The sequence below is a fragment of the uncultured Desulfovibrio sp. genome, from assembly GCF_944324525.1.
In the GTDB taxonomy this organism is placed as follows: Bacteria; Desulfobacterota; Desulfovibrionia; order Desulfovibrionales; family Desulfovibrionaceae; genus Desulfovibrio.
Genome location: NZ_CALUWS010000001.1, coordinates 152,190 through 168,584, shown reverse-complemented (window position 1 = coordinate 168,584; position 16,395 = coordinate 152,190). Strand labels below are relative to the sequence as shown.

At 63.4% G+C, this 16,395-nt stretch carries 16 protein-coding genes and 1 pseudogene; 10 read left to right on the top strand and 7 right to left on the bottom strand.

Annotation, left to right across the window (positions count from 1 at the left end; translation table 11 throughout):
• Window positions 1-254: 254 nt before the first annotated feature.
• From Q0K12_RS00750 to Q0K12_RS00735, 4 genes are read right to left on the bottom strand one after another with little or no spacing between them, the layout of a single operon-like run.
• Window positions 255-1,094, bottom strand: coding sequence for a lysophospholipid acyltransferase family protein (locus tag Q0K12_RS00750; RefSeq protein ID WP_297259503.1), 840 nt, complete (start codon window positions 1,092-1,094; stop codon window positions 255-257).
• 1 nt (window position 1,095) lies between these two features.
• Complete coding sequence (locus Q0K12_RS00745) at window positions 1,096-2,361, bottom strand: replication-associated recombination protein A (RefSeq protein WP_297259502.1); 1,266 nt, start codon at window positions 2,359-2,361, stop codon at window positions 1,096-1,098.
• The gene (locus Q0K12_RS00740) at window positions 2,325-3,077 is read right to left on the bottom strand and encodes a 16S rRNA (uracil(1498)-N(3))-methyltransferase (protein WP_363315604.1); all 753 of its coding nucleotides are present in this window, start codon (window positions 3,075-3,077) and stop codon (window positions 2,325-2,327) included. Before Q0K12_RS00740 ends, Q0K12_RS00745 begins: the two co-directional genes overlap by 37 nt.
• Window positions 3,077-4,795 (bottom strand): hypothetical protein, encoded by a 1,719-nt coding sequence (locus Q0K12_RS00735; protein ID WP_297259501.1) that lies wholly within the window; start codon window positions 4,793-4,795, stop codon window positions 3,077-3,079. Before Q0K12_RS00735 ends, Q0K12_RS00740 begins: the two co-directional genes overlap by 1 nt.
• Window positions 4,796-4,985: 190 nt before the next feature.
• On the opposite strand from Q0K12_RS00735, the gene Q0K12_RS00730 reads away from it, so the two are divergent.
• Genes Q0K12_RS00730 through Q0K12_RS00720 form a run of 3 tightly spaced genes read left to right on the top strand, consistent with a single transcriptional unit; the run spans window position 4,986 to window position 7,885 of the window.
• A complete protein-coding gene (locus tag Q0K12_RS00730; RefSeq protein WP_297259499.1) occupies window positions 4,986-6,035 on the top strand; it encodes a GAF domain-containing protein in 1,050 nt (349 codons plus the stop codon).
• Between the two features lie 2 nt (window positions 6,036-6,037).
• A complete protein-coding gene (locus tag Q0K12_RS00725; protein WP_297259497.1) occupies window positions 6,038-7,063 on the top strand; it encodes a rod shape-determining protein in 1,026 nt (341 codons plus the stop codon).
• A gap of 6 nt (window positions 7,064-7,069) precedes the next feature.
• On the top strand, window positions 7,070-7,885 hold the full coding sequence (locus Q0K12_RS00720; protein WP_297259495.1) for an inositol monophosphatase family protein: 816 nt from the start codon (window positions 7,070-7,072) through the stop codon (window positions 7,883-7,885).
• Window positions 7,886-8,470: 585 nt separating this feature from the next.
• Here Q0K12_RS00720 and Q0K12_RS00715 read toward each other — a convergent pair.
• Window positions 8,471-8,971, bottom strand: coding sequence for an NUDIX hydrolase (locus tag Q0K12_RS00715; protein WP_297259494.1), 501 nt, complete (start codon window positions 8,969-8,971; stop codon window positions 8,471-8,473).
• On the opposite strand from Q0K12_RS00715, the gene rimI reads away from it, so the two are divergent.
• From rimI to Q0K12_RS12415, 7 genes and pseudogenes are all read left to right on the top strand, one after another.
• The gene (rimI, locus tag Q0K12_RS00710) at window positions 8,970-9,434 is read left to right on the top strand and encodes a ribosomal protein S18-alanine N-acetyltransferase (RefSeq protein ID WP_297259492.1); all 465 of its coding nucleotides are present in this window, start codon (window positions 8,970-8,972) and stop codon (window positions 9,432-9,434) included. The two genes, Q0K12_RS00715 and rimI, sit on opposite strands and share 2 nt — an antisense overlap.
• A 13-nt stretch (window positions 9,435-9,447) precedes the next feature.
• The gene (tpiA, locus tag Q0K12_RS00705; protein WP_297259489.1) at window positions 9,448-10,200 is read left to right on the top strand and encodes a triose-phosphate isomerase; all 753 of its coding nucleotides are present in this window, start codon (window positions 9,448-9,450) and stop codon (window positions 10,198-10,200) included.
• A gap of 74 nt (window positions 10,201-10,274) precedes the next feature.
• Window positions 10,275-10,652, top strand: a complete 378-nt coding sequence (gene secG / locus Q0K12_RS00700) for a preprotein translocase subunit SecG (protein ID WP_297259487.1) — start codon at window positions 10,275-10,277, stop codon at window positions 10,650-10,652.
• A gap of 66 nt (window positions 10,653-10,718) precedes the next feature.
• Window positions 10,719-11,687, top strand: coding sequence for a Smr/MutS family protein (locus Q0K12_RS00695; protein ID WP_297259485.1), 969 nt, complete (start codon window positions 10,719-10,721; stop codon window positions 11,685-11,687).
• A gap of 342 nt (window positions 11,688-12,029) precedes the next feature.
• Window positions 12,030-13,229, top strand: a complete 1,200-nt coding sequence (locus tag Q0K12_RS00690) for an XRE family transcriptional regulator (RefSeq protein ID WP_297259483.1) — start codon at window positions 12,030-12,032, stop codon at window positions 13,227-13,229.
• A gap of 74 nt (window positions 13,230-13,303) precedes the next feature.
• Window positions 13,304-13,945: an ABC transporter ATP-binding protein gene (locus Q0K12_RS00685; RefSeq protein WP_297259482.1), complete on the top strand. Its 642-nt coding sequence runs from the start codon at window positions 13,304-13,306 to the stop codon at window positions 13,943-13,945.
• 37 nt (window positions 13,946-13,982) lie between these two features.
• Window positions 13,983-14,788 (top strand): annotated as a pseudogene (locus tag Q0K12_RS12415) (ABC transporter permease).
• A 463-nt stretch (window positions 14,789-15,251) separates the two neighbouring features.
• Here the strand turns inward: Q0K12_RS12415 and Q0K12_RS00670 are convergent.
• Together Q0K12_RS00670 and Q0K12_RS00665 are read right to left on the bottom strand one after the other, a co-directional pair.
• Window positions 15,252-15,596, bottom strand: coding sequence for a hypothetical protein (locus Q0K12_RS00670; RefSeq protein WP_297259477.1), 345 nt, complete (start codon window positions 15,594-15,596; stop codon window positions 15,252-15,254).
• A gap of 66 nt (window positions 15,597-15,662) precedes the next feature.
• Window positions 15,663-16,082, bottom strand: a complete 420-nt coding sequence (locus Q0K12_RS00665; RefSeq protein ID WP_297259475.1) for a DnaJ family domain-containing protein — start codon at window positions 16,080-16,082, stop codon at window positions 15,663-15,665.
• Between the last annotated feature and the right edge of the window lie 313 nt (window positions 16,083-16,395).

Here is a 16,395-nt window from a genome sequence, read left to right as displayed (position 1 = left end):
CCAGCAAAAAATGGCTCCACCGTCCGGCAACGGCAAAACGCGAGGCGGCGGTACAGCGCCGCCCGGCCCAAAGTGAGCGGAAAAACCGCGCTTTTTCCGCGAAACGACAGGCCGTATGGTTTGAAACGCAGCGCGTTTCAAACGGGAAATGCTCTAGTCCCTGCCGGCCAGCGCCTACATATAAATATAAAAGAGGGGACGCCGTACGTCCCCTCTTTTTTTCCAACACCGGGCGAAAAGCCGACAGGCCGTGCTCATGCCGCGCCGTTGACCCCGTCCTCCGCTTCCCAGCGAACAAGATGCTCACGGATGAACGAGCAGATGGCGGCATGCTCCGCCTTGCCGTTGCCGCTGACGTTCATGGCTTCGCCAAAGACGAAACGTACCGGCATGCCGGGACGCACCGGGCCCAGCTCCTTGACGTGCTTCCCCTTGCCCCAGGCATCCGTCTTGAGGGCCAGCGGCACCACGGGCACGCCGGCCTTGCGCGCAAGCTTGATGCCGATGGTATTGAAATGCTCTTCGCTGAACTGCCTGGACCGTGTGCTTTGCGGAAAGACGATGACGGAAATCCCCTTTTCCAGCAGGCGCTGTCCGCCCTCCAGCACCGCCGCCAAATCCTGACGGGGATTGACGCGCTCCACGACGATGGGGTCGCGCGAGCGCATGACCGCTCCGAAAAAGGGCATGGTGGTCAGACTTTTCTTGACCACGAAGGTCACGGGCCGGAACGGACGAATGATGCTGGGGAGGAGGAAGGTCTCCAGCGTGCTCATATGGTTGCCCACAAAGAGGCACGGCCCCTCCAGCCGCTCAAAGTGCCGCATGCCGTCTATATGGATGGGGCAGCCCAGCCCTTCCATGAGTTCGGCCACCCAGGCGCTGGCATGCACCCAGGCCGCGTCCGTGCATTCGCCGCGGGCGGCTTTGGCGCACAGCCAGCGTACAGGCCCCAGAAAAAGCCGATAATAAAAACCGCAGGAACGCAACAGCCCCGGCGCGGGGGCCGCGGGCAGGGCAGGGCTGCGGTAACTGTCCTCGGTCAGGAACTTGCGGCTAAAAAAACTGTCGTCAAAGGGCATGGGCATTTTCATGTCAGCCGTCCTTGTGAATTTTGTGTATCCTGCGCCACCACTGACTCAGGCGCGTCTCGTCGCCGCAGTCCTTGGGCTGGTAGAAGCGCCGCCCCTGCACCTCATCCGGCAGATAGGCCTGCTCCACATAACCTTCAGGGTAATTGTGCGGATATTTGTAATCCTTGCCGTAGCCCCATTCCCGCTGCAGCTGGGTCGTGGCGTTGCGCAAATGCAGCGGCACAGGCGGTACGCCGTTGAGCTTCACCTCACGCTGGGCGTTGAGATAGGCGGCGTAGCTGGAGTTGCTCTTGCGGGCAAGCGCCAGATAGACGACGGTTTCCGCCAGCGGGATGAAGCCCTCGGGCATGCCCACGAATTCCACGGCCTGCTGACAGGCCACGGCCAGCGGCAGCGCCTGCGGGTCGGCCAGCCCCACATCCTCGGATGCCGACAGGATGAGACGGCGGCAGATGAAGCGGGGATCCTCGCCCCCCTCCAGCAGGCAGGCCAGATAAAAAAGCGCCGCGTCCACGTCGCTGCCGCGGATGGACTTGATGAGCGCCGAGGCCAGCTCATAATGATTGTCGCCGTCCTTGTCATGCCGGGCCAGCATTTCCGGCAGGGCGGCCTTGAGCGGCTCGGCCTTCCGGCTCTCTTCCGGCAGGGCGGCCGCATATTCCACCAGATTGAGCAGAGTGCGGGCATCGCCGCCCGCCGCGGCCGCCAGCACTTCCCGGGCGGGATCCTCCAGCGTGATGTGCAGGGATTCCGCGCCGCGCCGCGCGAGCTCCATGAGCTCCGTCCGCCCCAGCGGACGCAGGCGCAGCACATGCAAGCGGGAAAGGAGCTGACGCGTCACGCTGAAGGAGGGATTTTCCGTGGTGCTGGCCAGCAGGGTCAGCTCGCCGGATTCCAGCAGCGGCAGGAAAAAATCCTGCTGGGCTTTGGAAAAGCGGTGCAGCTCGTCCAGCACCAACACCTCCACGCCGGCCAGCGAGCGCCGCAGATGCTGCAAGCCCGCTTCCGGCGCGCTGATGCGCAGGTAGCGCCTGCCGCTGGCCCGTGCCAGCAGAAGGGCCAGGGTGGACTTGCCGCAGCCGGGCGGCCCGAAAAAAAGCAGGCTCGGCAGGCGCGGGGCCTGCATGAAGGAACGGATCTTGGCCGCAAGGTGCGGTTGTCCCAGAAAAAGATCCAGCCCGTCCGGGCGCAGCCGTTCCGGCAGGGGACGGGAGGCAGCCTCCCCGCTGTTCAAGAGGGACGGTTGTTCGTGAGGTGCGAAGCCCACCAGTGAATCCCCAGACAAAGAGTTGCCGCCGTCTCGCAGCGCAGGATACGCTGCCCCAGACTGACCATGCGGAAGGAGGCCGCCTTCAGCGCCTCCAGCTCGCGCGAAGAAAAGCCGCCCTCAGGCCCGATGACATACAGGGTCGTGCCGGGCCGGCCCGCCATATCAGGCGTCAGCATGGAGGAGCCGTCCTGCAGCTCCCAGGGCAGGATACGCTGGTCCACCCCGGCGGACAGGGCGATCAGCTCGCCTATGCCTCCGGAGAGCGCGCGGATCTGCGGCAACCAGGGATTGCCGCACTGCTTGGCGCCGGCGATCATCTGATTCTGCCAGGATTCCCGGATATCGGCGGGCAGACGTCCCTGACTGTGATCCCCCTGCCAGAGCCAGACCTCCCAGGCGCCCAGCTCCACGGCTTTTTCCATAAAAAAGCCGCGCCGTACGGCCTTGCTGAAGGCCAGGGCGATGATGGGGCGGGAAACGGGTTGCGGAGAGATGTCCACACTGCGGCAGACAAGACGCACCCTGCGCTTGCCGCTCTCCACCACGGTAAACAGGCCGGTGCGTCCCCTGCCGTCCAGCAGACCGACATCCGTTCCGGGGCCAAGACGCAGGGACTGCGCCAGATGCACGGCCTCCTGCCCTTCCAGCAGGGCCTCGCCCTGCGGGGCGTCGGGCCAGTCTTCCGGCGCCAGATAAAAACGATGTTCGCTCACTACGGGGCCTCATCCTTGTGGGTTCTTGCCTTGCGGACAGCCTTGAAGCCGTCCAGCAGGGAAACCAGTTTGCCATAATTGCGCCGTATTTCAAGCCCGGCCTTGCTCAGGTGCTCTTCCGGCGGTTCCATGTAGGTGCGGAGCATGTAGCGATCAGAGAGCATGTCCTCCACACACTTCATGATGGCGTCCACAAGATCAGGGAAGAAAGTGGAGATCTCGAACTTGAGATCCGTGAGCTGTTCGAGCGCCTCGCGCATCATCTGCCGGTAGGTGATGCGCGTGCCCTTGAAGGTGCGCAGGCGCAGATCTTCCAGGATGCGCACACGCCGTGCCTGCTGGATGTAGCTGAAACGCGTGCAGACCTCGCGGTGCAGTTCGCGCATGGTCTCGAAGGCCTCGTCATTCTCCGGCGTATAGAGGTAGCGGGAAAGCACCTTGCTCACGTTGGAAAAAAATTCGTCGCTGTAGCTGATCATGCGGCGCTGATGCTTGGTCAGCCAGGCATAGAGGAATTTGAGCCGCTTCTCGTCGGTATCGGTATTCTCCACCACTTCGGTACGCTTGTAGACGATGCGCCCCGAATATTCCCCGCGCACGATGTCGTTGAGGCGCAGGAACATATTGGTGGTATCCTTGATGATGTTGAGCCCCGGCAGCGGCTGGCCCGTCAGCGGGTGCAGCACTTCCTGAAAGGCCACCGAGAGCGCGCGGTCCTGCCGGACGTTGCTCTGGTCGAAACTGTGCTGACGGTAGGTGATGCGAATGATGATGACCCGGCGGGCCCTGTCGAGGAAAAAGCCGCCCTCGTCGATACGTTCGATGGCTTCTTCCTGATCCTCATCCACCTTGACGAGCGCGATCTTTTCCAGAAGAGGGTAGCGCCGGTTCTCGCCGTCCGCCGTGTAGGTGGTGAGGGTGCGGTCCGTCTGTCCCAGCACCCGCAGCAGGAAGCGCTCTCCCATCTTGTGCAGCTTGCGGGCAAAAAGAGCCGAAGAGGTGCGGCGCTCGGAGACGATGGGAAAGCCGTACAGCTCCATGAGATACTGGTAGACGAACATGCGGTTGCGCTCGTACAGTTCGTTGTCGCCGTAAACGAACTTGCCGATGCGGATGCCGAACCGCTTGAGCTCGCTGTCGATATCCGAGGGAAAGGAAGCGAAGATGCCGGCCAGATGGAACTGCCGCCCGGCATCCAGCGCCAGCACCTGCGCCCTGTCCATGCTGCAGAGATAGGGCACGAGGGCCGGGTAGGTGTCCAGCAGGGAGGTGTCCGCCGTACGGAACTGCTGCCGGAAGACGTCCTGATGCAGACGCGGCAGACGGGAGGCTATGGTCTCCAGATTCTGGTGGTAGACCTGGCTTTCCAGGGGACAGCAGGGCACGCCCTCCACCTCGGTGATGACCGGATGCAGCTTGTCGTACTGGAAGATCTCGGAAAAATAGTGCAACTGCCGGGCAAAGGCCACCATGGCAAAGCCGGGCAGCTCCTTGTGCTCGAACATGTCGTTGTCAAAGGAGGGGAGCAGCTCGCGCGACTCCACCAGCGGGTAGCCCTTGGTCTCCTGAAAGGGCTTGACCAGGCAGAAGCGAATATGTACCGCATCAAGAAAAGACTTGAGCTGGGTGAGGTTGCTGCACGACAACGGCTCGGCAAGCGTTTCGGCGTCCCGCCAGGGCAGGCCGTTCTTGCTGAAAACTTCTTGCCATTTGAGCATGCGTCACCTTCTCTGCTTAGTAAATAATTCTACGATATTTTTCTGCCGATTTCCAGCCCCCCGCCTGCCGTTTTTTACAAAAAAACCGGCGAGCCGGACAGTTGCAGCCAGCCCGCACCTCTGGTAGCATAGCCCCGACGTCCGTGATGACGGGCCATACCCTCAACATCGGTGCATTCCCCGCATACCTATGAACAACATCCTTGAAAAACACGTCCTGAGCATCGTTTGCAGCGTTTTCGACGCCTATTCCGCCGTCCTCTTCCTGCCGGAGGAGCACGCGGAAGGCGAAGGAGAGGTTCACCGCCTGGTCGCCGCCTTCAGTCTGGGCGACGGCATTGCGGAGGGCAGCACCATCCAGCCGGGCAAGGGACTTGTGGGCTGGATCCTGCGCAGCCGTCAGCCGCTGGTCGTGCCCAACTTCGACAAGAGCCAGAGCACGCTGGGCTACTACCGCGAAGGCGAGGAGGGCGGCGTCAAGGCCTTCATGGGCTGTCCCGTGCCCACGGGCGGCGCGTTGTGCGTGGACAGCAAACGCCAGTATTCCTTCACGGACAAGGATTACAAGATCCTGCAGATGTTTGCGGAGCTCATCACCCGCCAGCAGGCCGCCCAGAACAGGACGGAACCGCTGGGAGGGGATATCTCCCGCTATTTCGCCCAGCTCTGCGTCATCCAGAACCTGCGCCTCCACCACAAACGCTGGCCGCAGTTCATCCAGAACTATCTGAAGACGGTGGCCGAGGCCACCCACTTCGACTATTGCGCCTTCGCGTCGGTGGTGCGCCCCGGCGAAGCCTATTGCCTGGAGTGCGAGTCCGTCCCCCTTCTGCTCAATGAGGGGGAAATGCTGGAATTCAGCATGAGCAGCGGGATCGCGGGCTGGGTGTTCAACAACGATCAGCCCGTCTTCGTGGAAGGCAGCAACAGCGGGCAGGGGACCATGCTCTTTGCCAAGCTGCCGGACATGCCGGACTTTCAGGCCGTCATCTGTCTTCCGGTCATCGTCAACAAGAGCACGCGCTGCGTGCTCTGCCTCGCCCACACCGCGCCCCGCGAAATGGACGAGGCTCTGCGCAGTTTCGTACAGCTGGCGGTGGATCATCTGGCTCTCTTTCTGGAAAATCTCTATCTCAAGACCAGGCTGCGCAATATGCTGCCGCGGGCGCAAGTGCACACCAGCGGTTCCCGCATGTACGACCCGGACAACGCCCCGCACCCCCACGCCAGTGAAGAATAGCCATGCTGCCGCATCTGCTTCGCCGCTTTTTCGCCCAGGACATCGCCATGGATCTGGGGACAGCCAACACGCTGCTGTTCACCCGCAAGCATGGCATCGTCATCAACGAGCCCTCGGTGGTCGCCGTAGCAGTCCAGAAAAACACGGTACTTGCCGTAGGGAGCGAGGCGCGCGAGTATCTGGGGCGCACCCCGCAGCGCATCCGGGCCATCCGGCCCATGAAGGACGGCGTCATCGCGGACTTTGACGTCACCCGGGCCATGATCGCCTATTTCGTGCGCAAGATCATCACCGGTCTGCGCCTGGTCAAACCGTCCATGGTCATCTGCATCCCCACCGGCATCACGCAGGTGGAAAAACGGGCCGTCATCGACTCGGCCCATCTGGCCGGCGCGCATGACGTCTCCCTGGTCGAGGAGCCCATGGGCGCGGCGCTGGGGGCGGACCTGCCCGTGGGCGAACCGCTGGGCAACATGGTGCTCGACATTGGCGGCGGCACCAGCGAAGTGGCGGTCATCACCTTGTCCGGCATCGCGGTCTCCCAGTCGGTCCGCGTGGCCGGAGACGCCATGAACATGGCCGTGCAGCGCTATCTGCGGGATGTCTTTCGGCTTGAAGTCGGCGAGATAACGGCGGAAAACGTCAAAAAGATCCTTGGCAACGCCGTGCCGCGTCCCGATTCGCCCCGGCTGGAGGTCTCCGGCAAGGATCTTGTGGAAGGCGCGCCCAAAGTCATCACCATCGGTGAGGGGCATATCCGCGAGGCGCTCAACGAATGCATACAGGTCATCGTGGGGGCCGTCCTGCGGACGCTGGAGCGCACCCCGCCGGAACTGGCCGCGGACATCCACCGCAACGGTCTGCTCATGGCCGGGGGCGGTTCCCTGCTCCGAGGACTGGATCAGCGCATCGCCCGGGAGACGCGCCTCAAGGTCTTTGTGGACAAGGAGCCGCTGACCACCGTGCTGCGCGGGACAGCCAAGGCCATGCTGGATCGCCGGCTCTATCAACCTGTCTTCATCAACTGACGCGCCATGTACGATCTTTCCTGCAACCTGTCCGCCCTCACGGACAAGGTGGAGGCCTTGGTACGCCGCAGCGGCGACATCATCCTTGAGCACTGGCGGCATCCCAGCCATGTCCGCCACAAGGGCCGTATCGATCTCGTCACCGAGACCGACGAGGCCGTGGAGGCCTTCCTCGTACAGGAGCTGCAGCAGCTCCTGCCGCAGGCGGGCATCCTTGCCGAGGAGGGCGACGCCTCCGGGCCGGGGACGGACGGCCTGTGCTGGATCATCGACCCGGTGGACGGCACGACCAACTTCGTCCACCGCCTGCCCCATGTGGGCACGTCCGTCGCTCTCTGGGACAAGGGAGAACCCTTGCTGGGCATCGTCAACGTGCCCATGCTGCATGAATGCTACCGGGCATGCCGCGGCGGCGGAGCCTTCCGTAACGGCGTCCGCCTCTCCGTCAGCGGCGCGGAACGCCTGACGGACAGCCTGGTGGCCACGGGCATCCCGTACGCCATACAGGAAGATCTGCCGCACATCCTCGCGCAGCTCGCCGCCGTCCTGCCGCAGGTGCAGAACCTGCGGCGCATGGGGGCGGCTTCCATCGACCTGGCCTATGTGGCTTCCGGCCAGTTGGACGCCTATTTCGAGAAGGGACTCAAGCCCTGGGACGTGGCGGCGGGCATCCTGCTCGTCACCGAGGCCGGGGGCCGGATAAGCCGCAGCGACGGCGCTCCCTACCGCTTCGGAGACGAGATCCTGGCCAGCAACGGCCATGTGCATGCGGCCATGCGCGATCTGCTGCAGTCGGCCGCGCAGGCCTGCCCGCACGGCTAGGGCCTGTGGCGCTATTGGCTGTTTGTCTGGGGGGGGAAGAATCAGGGACACGAGGCGGCGAGCACAGCGCCGTCCGGCCGAAACCAAGCGGAAAAACCGCGTTTTTTCCGTGAAATGCCGGGCCGTATAGTTTGCAAACTGAAAATGTTCTAGGGCCTGTTAACACTAATTTTACAAATAATTTCAATAGATAATTCTTATCGCCCCGACACGCTCCGCTTGTCATAGAGGCGGGGTTGCCTCGTTTCCCTGACTCTTCCCCCGGTAAAAGCGCGCTGGGGAAGGGATGGGGGGGCTTGGGGGGAAGGAGCCCCCCTCCCGCGCCGGCGGCGACCGAAAGGCGGCCCGGAGGGCCGTGTCCGTTGGGCGACGAAGGAGCCTTACGGACATCGACAGCAGAGCGCGACCGAAAGGCGGCCCGTAGGGCCGTGCCCGTTACGACGCAGGAAGTTACGGGCATCGACAGCAGAGCGAGGGGTTCCCCTTCCCCCCAAACAGACAGTGAATAGTGTTAACAGCCCCTAAAAGCAAGCGAACACGACGGACGAAACGGGCAAGACGGACAGCGCGGACAGGGCAAGCGGTTCAGCCCAGCAGATCGCTTTCCAGAACGGCATAGCGCACAAGCGGAGAAAGCAGATCGCCGCCATGCCGCGCCAGTCCCCGGAACTCCTCCTGATCCAGCGGCAGGCGCGTGGCGGTATCCTCGGCCAGCAGGCGCAGCCGGGAAGGGGTGATCCGCAGCGCGAACAGGGTCACAAAGGCCTGCTCCGTGGCCGGGCAGGGCGGCAGCGTGCCCAGCTCGCGCAGGCGGCAGGGCCCAAGCTCCAGCCGCAGGGCCAGCGCCTCGGCGCTCTCCTGCAGGGATGCGCCGGCGGGCACGGGGCTGCGGGCAAAGAAATCCCAGCCCTGCGGGCCGGCGGCCAGCAAGATGGTCTCCCTCTCCTGCACCAGCAGGCAGACTTCCCGATGGGCGAGCCGCTGCTCCCGCACGAGGCGCCCGGCAAGACGGCAAAAAGGACGATTGCGGGCATCGACGACTTCCAGCAGGGAGTGCGTGCCCGCCAGCAAGGGACGATTCCGCATGATCACACCTGAAACGGATCTGACATTCCGCCGCCTGTGCGCCGACGACGCACAGGCCATGTTCAGCCTGGAAAAACGCTGCTTCAGCCAGCCCTGGACAGCGGAACAATGCCTCGCCGCCTTCCGGCAGCCGGCTTTTGCCGCCTTCGGACTGATGCAAAAAACGGCCGGGCTAGCGGCCTACATTTCCTTTTACCACAGCGCCGATGAACTGGAAATACTCAATATCGCCGTGACGCCGGAGCGGCGCAGGCAGGGACTGGGACGCCGGGTCCTGGGAATGGCCTTGCAAGTTGCGGGGAAAATGGGTATCAAAAAGAGTTTGCTGGAAGTGCGAGAAAGCAATATCCCGGCCATCGGCCTGTACGAAAGCTTTGATTTTCGCCCGGTGGGGCGACGCCGCAACTACTACCGCGCCCCGGACGAGGACGCCCTGATCTATGAGCGCCTTGTCAGGGACTGAATGGATGCCCATCATGCAAAAAATTATTGCCGCCAACTGGAAAATGTACAAGACCCGGGCCGAAGCCCGGGAAACGGCCACCGCGCTGGCCCGCCACCTGACGGAAAAGCAGCCCGAGGGGCGGCAGGTCATCGTGTATCCGCCGTTCACGGCCATTGCCGAAGTGGCCGCCGCCCTGGCGGGGACCGCCTGTGCGGCCACCGGCGCCCAGGACGTCTATCCCGCCGCGGAGGGCGCCTTTACCGGCGAGATCTCGCCCGGCATGCTGCGTGACGCTGGGGCCTCCTGGGTGCTGACGGGCCATTCCGAGCGCCGCCACGTCCTGCTGGAAAGCGACGAGCTGGTGGGCCGCAAGACGGCCTTCGCCCTTGCGCAGGGCCTTTCCGTCATGCTCTGCATCGGCGAGACCCTTGCCGAACGGGAGAGCGGCCAGCTGCGCGCCGTGTTGCAGCGCCAGCTTCAGGCGGGTCTGGCGGAGATCGCTCCGGCCGACGTCAGCCGCCTGGCCGTAGCCTACGAACCGGTCTGGGCCATCGGCACCGGCAAGGTGGCCGGCCCGGAAGAGGCCGGCGAGGCCCATGCCCTTGCCCGCGAGCTGCTGCGCGAGGTCATCGGCGCGGCAGGGGAGAGCACGCCGCTGCTGTATGGCGGCAGCGTCAAGCCCGGCAATGCCGCCGGCCTGCTCGCCCTTGACAATGTGGACGGCCTTCTGGTAGGAGGCGCTTCTTTGGACGCGGATTCTTTCGCCCAGATCATCTTTGCCTAATCCCCGCCGGCGTCGGTGCAGCACGCCGTAAAACTTCAGGTACTGCCTGAAGGCAGGACTTCCCGGAGGAAGCAGTGGAAACCCTTATCTTAACGCTTCACATCATTGTTTGCGTTCTCCTTGTCATTCTCATCCTCCTGCAGGCGGGCAAGGAGGGGATGGGCGTCATCTTCGGGGGAGGCGGCAGCACCTCCGTGTTCGGCAGCGCCGGCGCAGGCGGCATCCTTGCCAAGCTGACGGCGTTCATGGCGGTCATCTTCGTCATCACGTCCCTGAGCTATACCTTCGTCACCAGCCCGCGCAGGGCCTCCGACGAGTCCCAGATCCTCAGCACGCCGCCGGTCAGCATCGAGGACAGCGCTCCGGCCGCTCCCCAGGCTCCTGCCGCCGCTCCGGCAGCCGAGGGCGCACAAGGCGCGCCTGCGGCGGAAGCGCCCGCCGCGGCACAATAACTCTTCCATCAGAACCTGAAAAAGCCGCGGCTCCGCCCGCGGCTTTTTTGTCCGAAGGGCTTCGCCATGTCCCACAAGGCTCATTCCGACGATACCGGCAATTCCCGTTTCAACAATCCCTTTGCCGCGCTTGATCAGAGCGCCTTCCCTCGCCGGGGAAAGCAGAGCGCTGCGGAGCGCGCGTCCGGCAATGTCCGTTCCGCATCCCGCAGCGGCGGAAAGAAACAGGCTCCCACGGATGACGACGCCGACGCGGCCCTGTTCCTGTCGGCCATGTCGCGTGTGGAAAAAACGCCCCCCAGCCCTGCGGGACGGCGGGGCTTTTCGCTCGACGAGCAGGGAAACCTCACGGAAAAGATGAAGAAGACCCGCCGGAACGCCGGCGGCACGTCCGCCCAAACTCCCCAGCCAGCCGCCCGGCAGGAGGCGTCCGCACCGGCCGCCGCCCCGGAGAACCGCCCTGCGGACGAGGAAGACGCCTTCCTGCTGGCCATGAAGCAGGTCGCTCCTCTGGCGGGCAAGGGAAGGGCCGTGGCCCCTGCCGTCAATCCCCAGTCGCCGCCGCCCGCGGCGGACACCTCCCTGCAGGACTTTCTGGACGGCAAACTCGAATTCGCGCTTTCCTTCACGGACGAATATCTGGAAGGGCATGTGGTGGGCCTGGACCCGCTCATCATGGGCAAACTGCGCTCCGGCTCGCTCAGCCCGGAGGCGCACCTTGACCTGCACGGCCTCAACGTCCTGCAGGCCTTCGAGACACTGCGCGGCTTCATGCGCGGCGCCTGGTACAAAGGCCTGCGCACGGTGCTGCTGGTGCCCGGGCGCGGCAAGAATTCGCCGGACGGCGTAGGCATCCTGCGCGGCAAGCTGCAAACCTGGCTGACGCAGGATCCCTTCAAGCGCGTCGTGCTGGCCTTCTGCACCGCCCAGCCGCACGACGGCGGCCCCGGCAGCATCTACGTCCTGCTGCGGAAGTTCCGCAAAAAAGGACGCATCTGCTGGGAGCGCATGCCGGCGGACGCCGACCTGTTTTAGCGCCTGTTGACACTCTTGCGATTTCCTTGGGGGGGAAGGGGAACCCCTCGCTCTGCTGTCGATGCCCGTAAGGCTCCCGCGTCGCCTAACGGGCACGGCCCTGCGGGCCGCCTTTCGGTCGCGCTCTGCTGTCGATGCCCGTAAGGCTCCCGCGTCGCCTAACGGGCGCGGCCCTGCGGCCGCCCGTCGGGTCGCTGCCGGCGCGGCAGGGCTTTCCCTTCCCCAGCGGCTTTCCTCATGAGAGCGAAACGGGATAGTCGAGGGCGTTCGCAAAAAAACAGACGGGCAAGCGCAGGGAGCATATCCTCTTGCCGGCAAAGCGGAAGCCCCGATGGAGCAGATATGGCTGACTATATTTTGAAACTCTTTGACAGGGAGCTGATCCGATTTTCCGCTGTCGATACGGGCGACATGCCCAAAGTCAGCATAACCCGCATGGAGCAGGCAGCCTTGCCGCTGCTGCCGCTGGGGATGGAGGCGAGCAATACGGGCGTGGCCCGCTGGCTGCGTTCTCGTAAACTCCCCAGGAACAGGGCCTTCATCCACTCCTTTCTGGCCAAACTCGGCTTGTCACCCAATGCCACACTGGCCATCATGGACGTCAGCAAGGGACTGTCGCTTAATGACAGCTACTGGGTCGTCCGCGCCGATTTCACCCAAAGCTTTGCGCGGTGCAACCTTTACGACAACAAATTCAGCGAACTGCTGGCCCATATGGCCTTTACCGGCGAGGGAAGCGCCGTGCGCGGCCCCGTGGCATCCAGTCCCGAATTCACGACCAACGGCATGCTCCCCAAGTGCTGGCGGAGACTGTCAGGAAAGATCTTCCTGTACAAGGGTGGGACGGAAGGCGCATCCAATACCGGCAACGAACCCTACTCGGAGTATTATGCATGGCAGGTCGCCCAGTTGCTGGGCGTCAACGCCATTCCCTATACGCTGACCCGATGGAAAGAAACGCTCTGTTCCCGCTGCGAGTTGTTCACCAGCAAGGAAAGCGGATTCGTGCCTGTCGGGCAGATCGTGCAAAGTGGGGGCATGCAGGCCGTCATCGACCACTATGCAGGGCTTGGGCAGGAATGCAGGTCAGCCCTGGAAGACATGTTCGTCCTTGATGCGGTCATCGGCAATACCGACCGGCATCTGGGCAACTTCGGCTTTCTCGTCGCATCGGAAAACAACCGCCTGACCGGGCCGGCGCCGTTTTTCGATCACGGCAACTCCCTGTTCAACTTTGCCGCTCAGGCCGAACTGGAGAGCAGGCAGGCCTTTCTTGCGTTTGCGGATGCCCAGACGCCCGCCTGCTACAGCGACTTTTTTTCCGTGGCAAAGGCCTGCCTGAAAGACCGCCATCGTGAAGGCCTGGGCCGCCTGCTGCACGTCAGGCTGAAGCGGCATCCCCGCTATAACCTTTCTCCGCGGCGGCTGACGCTCATTGAGGCCGCCATACGGGAGCGGGCGTCACGCCTGCTTGACGGAGAGGGTGGGGCAGCAAGCGAGCTGGATTTTAGCCGCTGGGAACAGGCGGCGGAAAATGCGTAACGCTCCCGCTTCGGAGGGCAGGTACGGCCGCCGGCGCTGCCCCCGCTCGATCCATCCCATCATGGCAGGAGGAAATGTCCTGTGATGTCCCGCCCCCGTCCCTGCAGCCCATACTGACCACCCACGATCTTTCCTTTGCCGGGATTCGCTATCCTGACGTCGCCTTTGAGCGAGAGGGCATCAACATCATCTGCGGCCCCAGCGGCTGCGGCAAGAGCACCCTGCTGCGTCTCTGCAACCGGACGCTCGTCCCCGCCACAGGCCATGTGCGCCTTGACGGCCGGGACATCCGCGACTGTGACCCGCTTGAGGTCAGGCACGAGATCCTGCTTGCCGGGCAGGACGTCTTTCTTTTCGACGGCAGCATAGCCGACAATTTCCGGGAGTTCTACGCGCTGCGCGACATGTCGGAGCCGCAGCAGGGGGGCATGCGCCGCTTCCTTGACCTCTGCGCATGTGATCTGCCCGTGGACAGTCCCTGCGGCACGCTCTCCGGCGGGGAGCGCCAGCGGGTCTTCCTGGCCATATGCCTTTCCCTCGTGCCGCGCGTCCTGCTGCTGGACGAGCCGACATCGGCCCTCGACGCCGGCACGGCCCGCCGCTTCATGACGAACCTGCGCGACTTCGCCGCGCAGCACGGCATGAGCGTCATCCTCGTCAGTCATGACCGGGAACTGACGGCCCGCTTTGCCGGCAACCTGCTGGAGCTTGCCTGAACCGTCCCCCCCTTGCCCCACAACCACGGAAGATGACATGGAATCCGCGCTGATCGCCCAGATATTCCCCTTTCTTCTGGCTTACGTCCTGCTGCTCATGGTCGGCGGCATCATGAAGGCCTGCCGTATCGCGCAGACGCGCCTCCTCTTCATGGCCGGCCTGCGCATGACCCTGCAGCTCATCCTGGCCGGTTTCGTGCTGACCTGGCTGTTCGCCCATCCGCATCCGCTGCTGACGGCCGCCTATCTGGCTCTCATGACCGGCTTCACCATCCGCACCGTACTGGGACGCCACCCACAGCTCAACCGGCGTTTTGCCCGCTGCGTGTCCTGCTGCCTTGCCTGTTGCGGCCTGCTTTCCACCATTTTTTTCGTGACCTGCATCGCACGGCAAAATGCCCTTGATCCGCAGTACGCCATCCCGCTGGGGGGATGCTCATGGGTAACGCCATGACCGGCCTCAGTCTGGCGCTCAAGAGCTTTGAAACGTCCCTGCAGGGGCAGCAGACGCGCATCCGCACTCTGGTCAATCTGGGTGTGCGCCCACAGCGCATCCTCTTTCCGCTGGTTCGCACGGCGCTGGAAACGGCGCTCCTGCCCACGCTCAACTCCATGCTGGGCATGGGCATCGTCTTCTTGCCGGGCATGATGACCGGCCAGATTCTCGCCGGGGCGGACCCGGCCACGGCCATCCTGTATCAGGGCAGCATCATGATGGCCATTTGCGCCACTGTCTGCCTGACGGTGCTCAGCGCGCTGCTCTGGGGCTACCGCAGCCTCTGGGACGCGGACATGTGCATCCGCCTGCCTGGCGATGCCCGGCAACCGGGACGGAAGGCATAGAGCGTTTTATCTTTGAACAAGATAACAGGCGAGGCGGCGGCACAGCGCCGCCCGGCCCAGACCAAACGGAAAGACCGCGTTTTTTCCGTAGTGTGAGAGCATCCGCATGGAAATTGGGCACACTTTCCATGTGAAGCCGCTCTCAGCCCGAAAACGAGGCGAGGAGGGTCATTGAGGGTAGCCGTCATGCTCCGGCACGGCTACGCCGCACCATGTCCTGTAATCCAGCTTGTCCAGACCGGGACAGGGCACATCCTTTGCCATGACGGCATAGGGCATCACGCCGGCATAATAGAGCGTTTCTCCTTTGAAAAGGGTGAAACGCGAGGCGGCGGCACAGCGCCGCCCGGCTCAAACCAAACGGAAAAACCGCGTTTTTTCCGTAGTGTGAGAGCATCCGCATGGAAATTGGGCACACTTTCCATGTGAAGCCGCTCTCAGCCCGAAAACGAGGCGAGGAGGGTCATTGAGGGTAGCCGTCATGCTCCGGCACGGCTACGCCGCACCATGTCCTGTAATCCAGCTTGTCCAGACCGGGACAGGGCACATCCTTTGCCATGACGGCATAAGGCATCACGCCGGCATAATAGTAGAAGGCATCATCTTCCCCATACAGCCAGTATTCGCCATTGCCTATATTGTCCAATGTAACGGAAAAGGTAAAAAGAGAAGACTCTTTCGGGATGAAGTATCCCCGGCTCGCAACGAGCGCTCCTATATTGCCCCAAAAATTTGTGCCCAACGACACATAGAGCAGAAGGAATACGAACACCCATTTCACGCTACGCACGAACTTTATGGAAAACATATCCCTTCCTGTCACGCTGCGGAGCAGGCTTCTCCACGCCAGCGCAGGTACGCCGGCAAGAGCGGATCAGACGTTCTTCCCGCCTGTTTTCCCGGCTGCCGTCTTGCGGGAAAGCCGGTCCAGCAGCCGATCGTAATACTGCTCGTCATCCAGATGCAGCACCCGCTCGTGGCGAGTTTTGGCGCGCATGATGAGCATGCGGAGTTTCTGCATCTGGCGCACGCGCTCCTGCTCATCCTCGCATTGTTCCAGCATGTCCGCCAGATTGGCGATGTCCTTGCGATCCTGCATCTCCGGCGGCAGGCAGCCGGCATTGCGCAGCACCTTGTAGGCCATACGCAGCTCCGGCGGGATATGGCTGTCATCCTCCAGCTGCAGCGGGCGGCCCGCCCCGGGCAGATTGTCGAATGCGCCCTGTTGCTGCGCTTCGGCAATGCGCTGTTCGGCAATGGACTGGATGACGCTCCACGGATTGGGTTGACTCATGCGTCGTTTCCTTTTCCCGTCAGGGCATGCGGGCACTTTCGACCGCTGTACTGGATGACGGGGCCTCCTGCGGCATGTTCCCTGCCGCGCTGGAAAAAATCAGACCGGCACAGACCATGCCGCTTGCCCGGCAAGGACTGGACAGGGGGCGAACAGTCCACACAAGCCCCTGTGCAGCATCCTGCGCCTAAAACGGCGGTTCGTCCCCACTCGCCGCCCCGGAAGGCGGCACGGCGTAGGAAAGTTCCGTCTTGCCGTCCGTTTCCTGACCCGCGGGTGCTTCGCTTTCCCTTTCGTCAGTCGGGCGTGGCGG

Bases quoted from the DNA above. Each gene is read 5' to 3' on its own strand.
- tpiA (WP_297259489.1), top strand. From the start codon at position 9,448: ATGCAAAAAATTATTGCCGCCAACTGGAAAATGTACAAGACCCGGGCC.
- Q0K12_RS00750 (WP_297259503.1), bottom strand. From the start codon at position 1,094: ATGAAAATGCCCATGCCCTTTGACGACAGTTTTTTTAGCCGCAAGTTC.
- Q0K12_RS00725 (WP_297259497.1), top strand. From the start codon at position 6,038: ATGCTGCCGCATCTGCTTCGCCGCTTTTTCGCCCAGGACATCGCCATG.
- rimI (WP_297259492.1), top strand. From the start codon at position 8,970: ATGATCACACCTGAAACGGATCTGACATTCCGCCGCCTGTGCGCCGAC.
- Q0K12_RS00685 (WP_297259482.1), top strand. From the start codon at position 13,304: ATGTCCTGTGATGTCCCGCCCCCGTCCCTGCAGCCCATACTGACCACC.
- Q0K12_RS00665 (WP_297259475.1), bottom strand. From the start codon at position 16,082: ATGAGTCAACCCAATCCGTGGAGCGTCATCCAGTCCATTGCCGAACAG.
- Q0K12_RS00690 (WP_297259483.1), top strand. From the start codon at position 12,030: ATGGCTGACTATATTTTGAAACTCTTTGACAGGGAGCTGATCCGATTT.
- Q0K12_RS00735 (WP_297259501.1), bottom strand. From the start codon at position 4,795: ATGCTCAAATGGCAAGAAGTTTTCAGCAAGAACGGCCTGCCCTGGCGG.
- Q0K12_RS00720 (WP_297259495.1), top strand. From the start codon at position 7,070: ATGTACGATCTTTCCTGCAACCTGTCCGCCCTCACGGACAAGGTGGAG.
- Q0K12_RS00670 (WP_297259477.1), bottom strand. From the start codon at position 15,596: ATGTTTTCCATAAAGTTCGTGCGTAGCGTGAAATGGGTGTTCGTATTC.
- Q0K12_RS00730 (WP_297259499.1), top strand. From the start codon at position 4,986: ATGAACAACATCCTTGAAAAACACGTCCTGAGCATCGTTTGCAGCGTT.
- Q0K12_RS00695 (WP_297259485.1), top strand. From the start codon at position 10,719: ATGTCCCACAAGGCTCATTCCGACGATACCGGCAATTCCCGTTTCAAC.
- Q0K12_RS00715 (WP_297259494.1), bottom strand. From the start codon at position 8,971: ATGCGGAATCGTCCCTTGCTGGCGGGCACGCACTCCCTGCTGGAAGTC.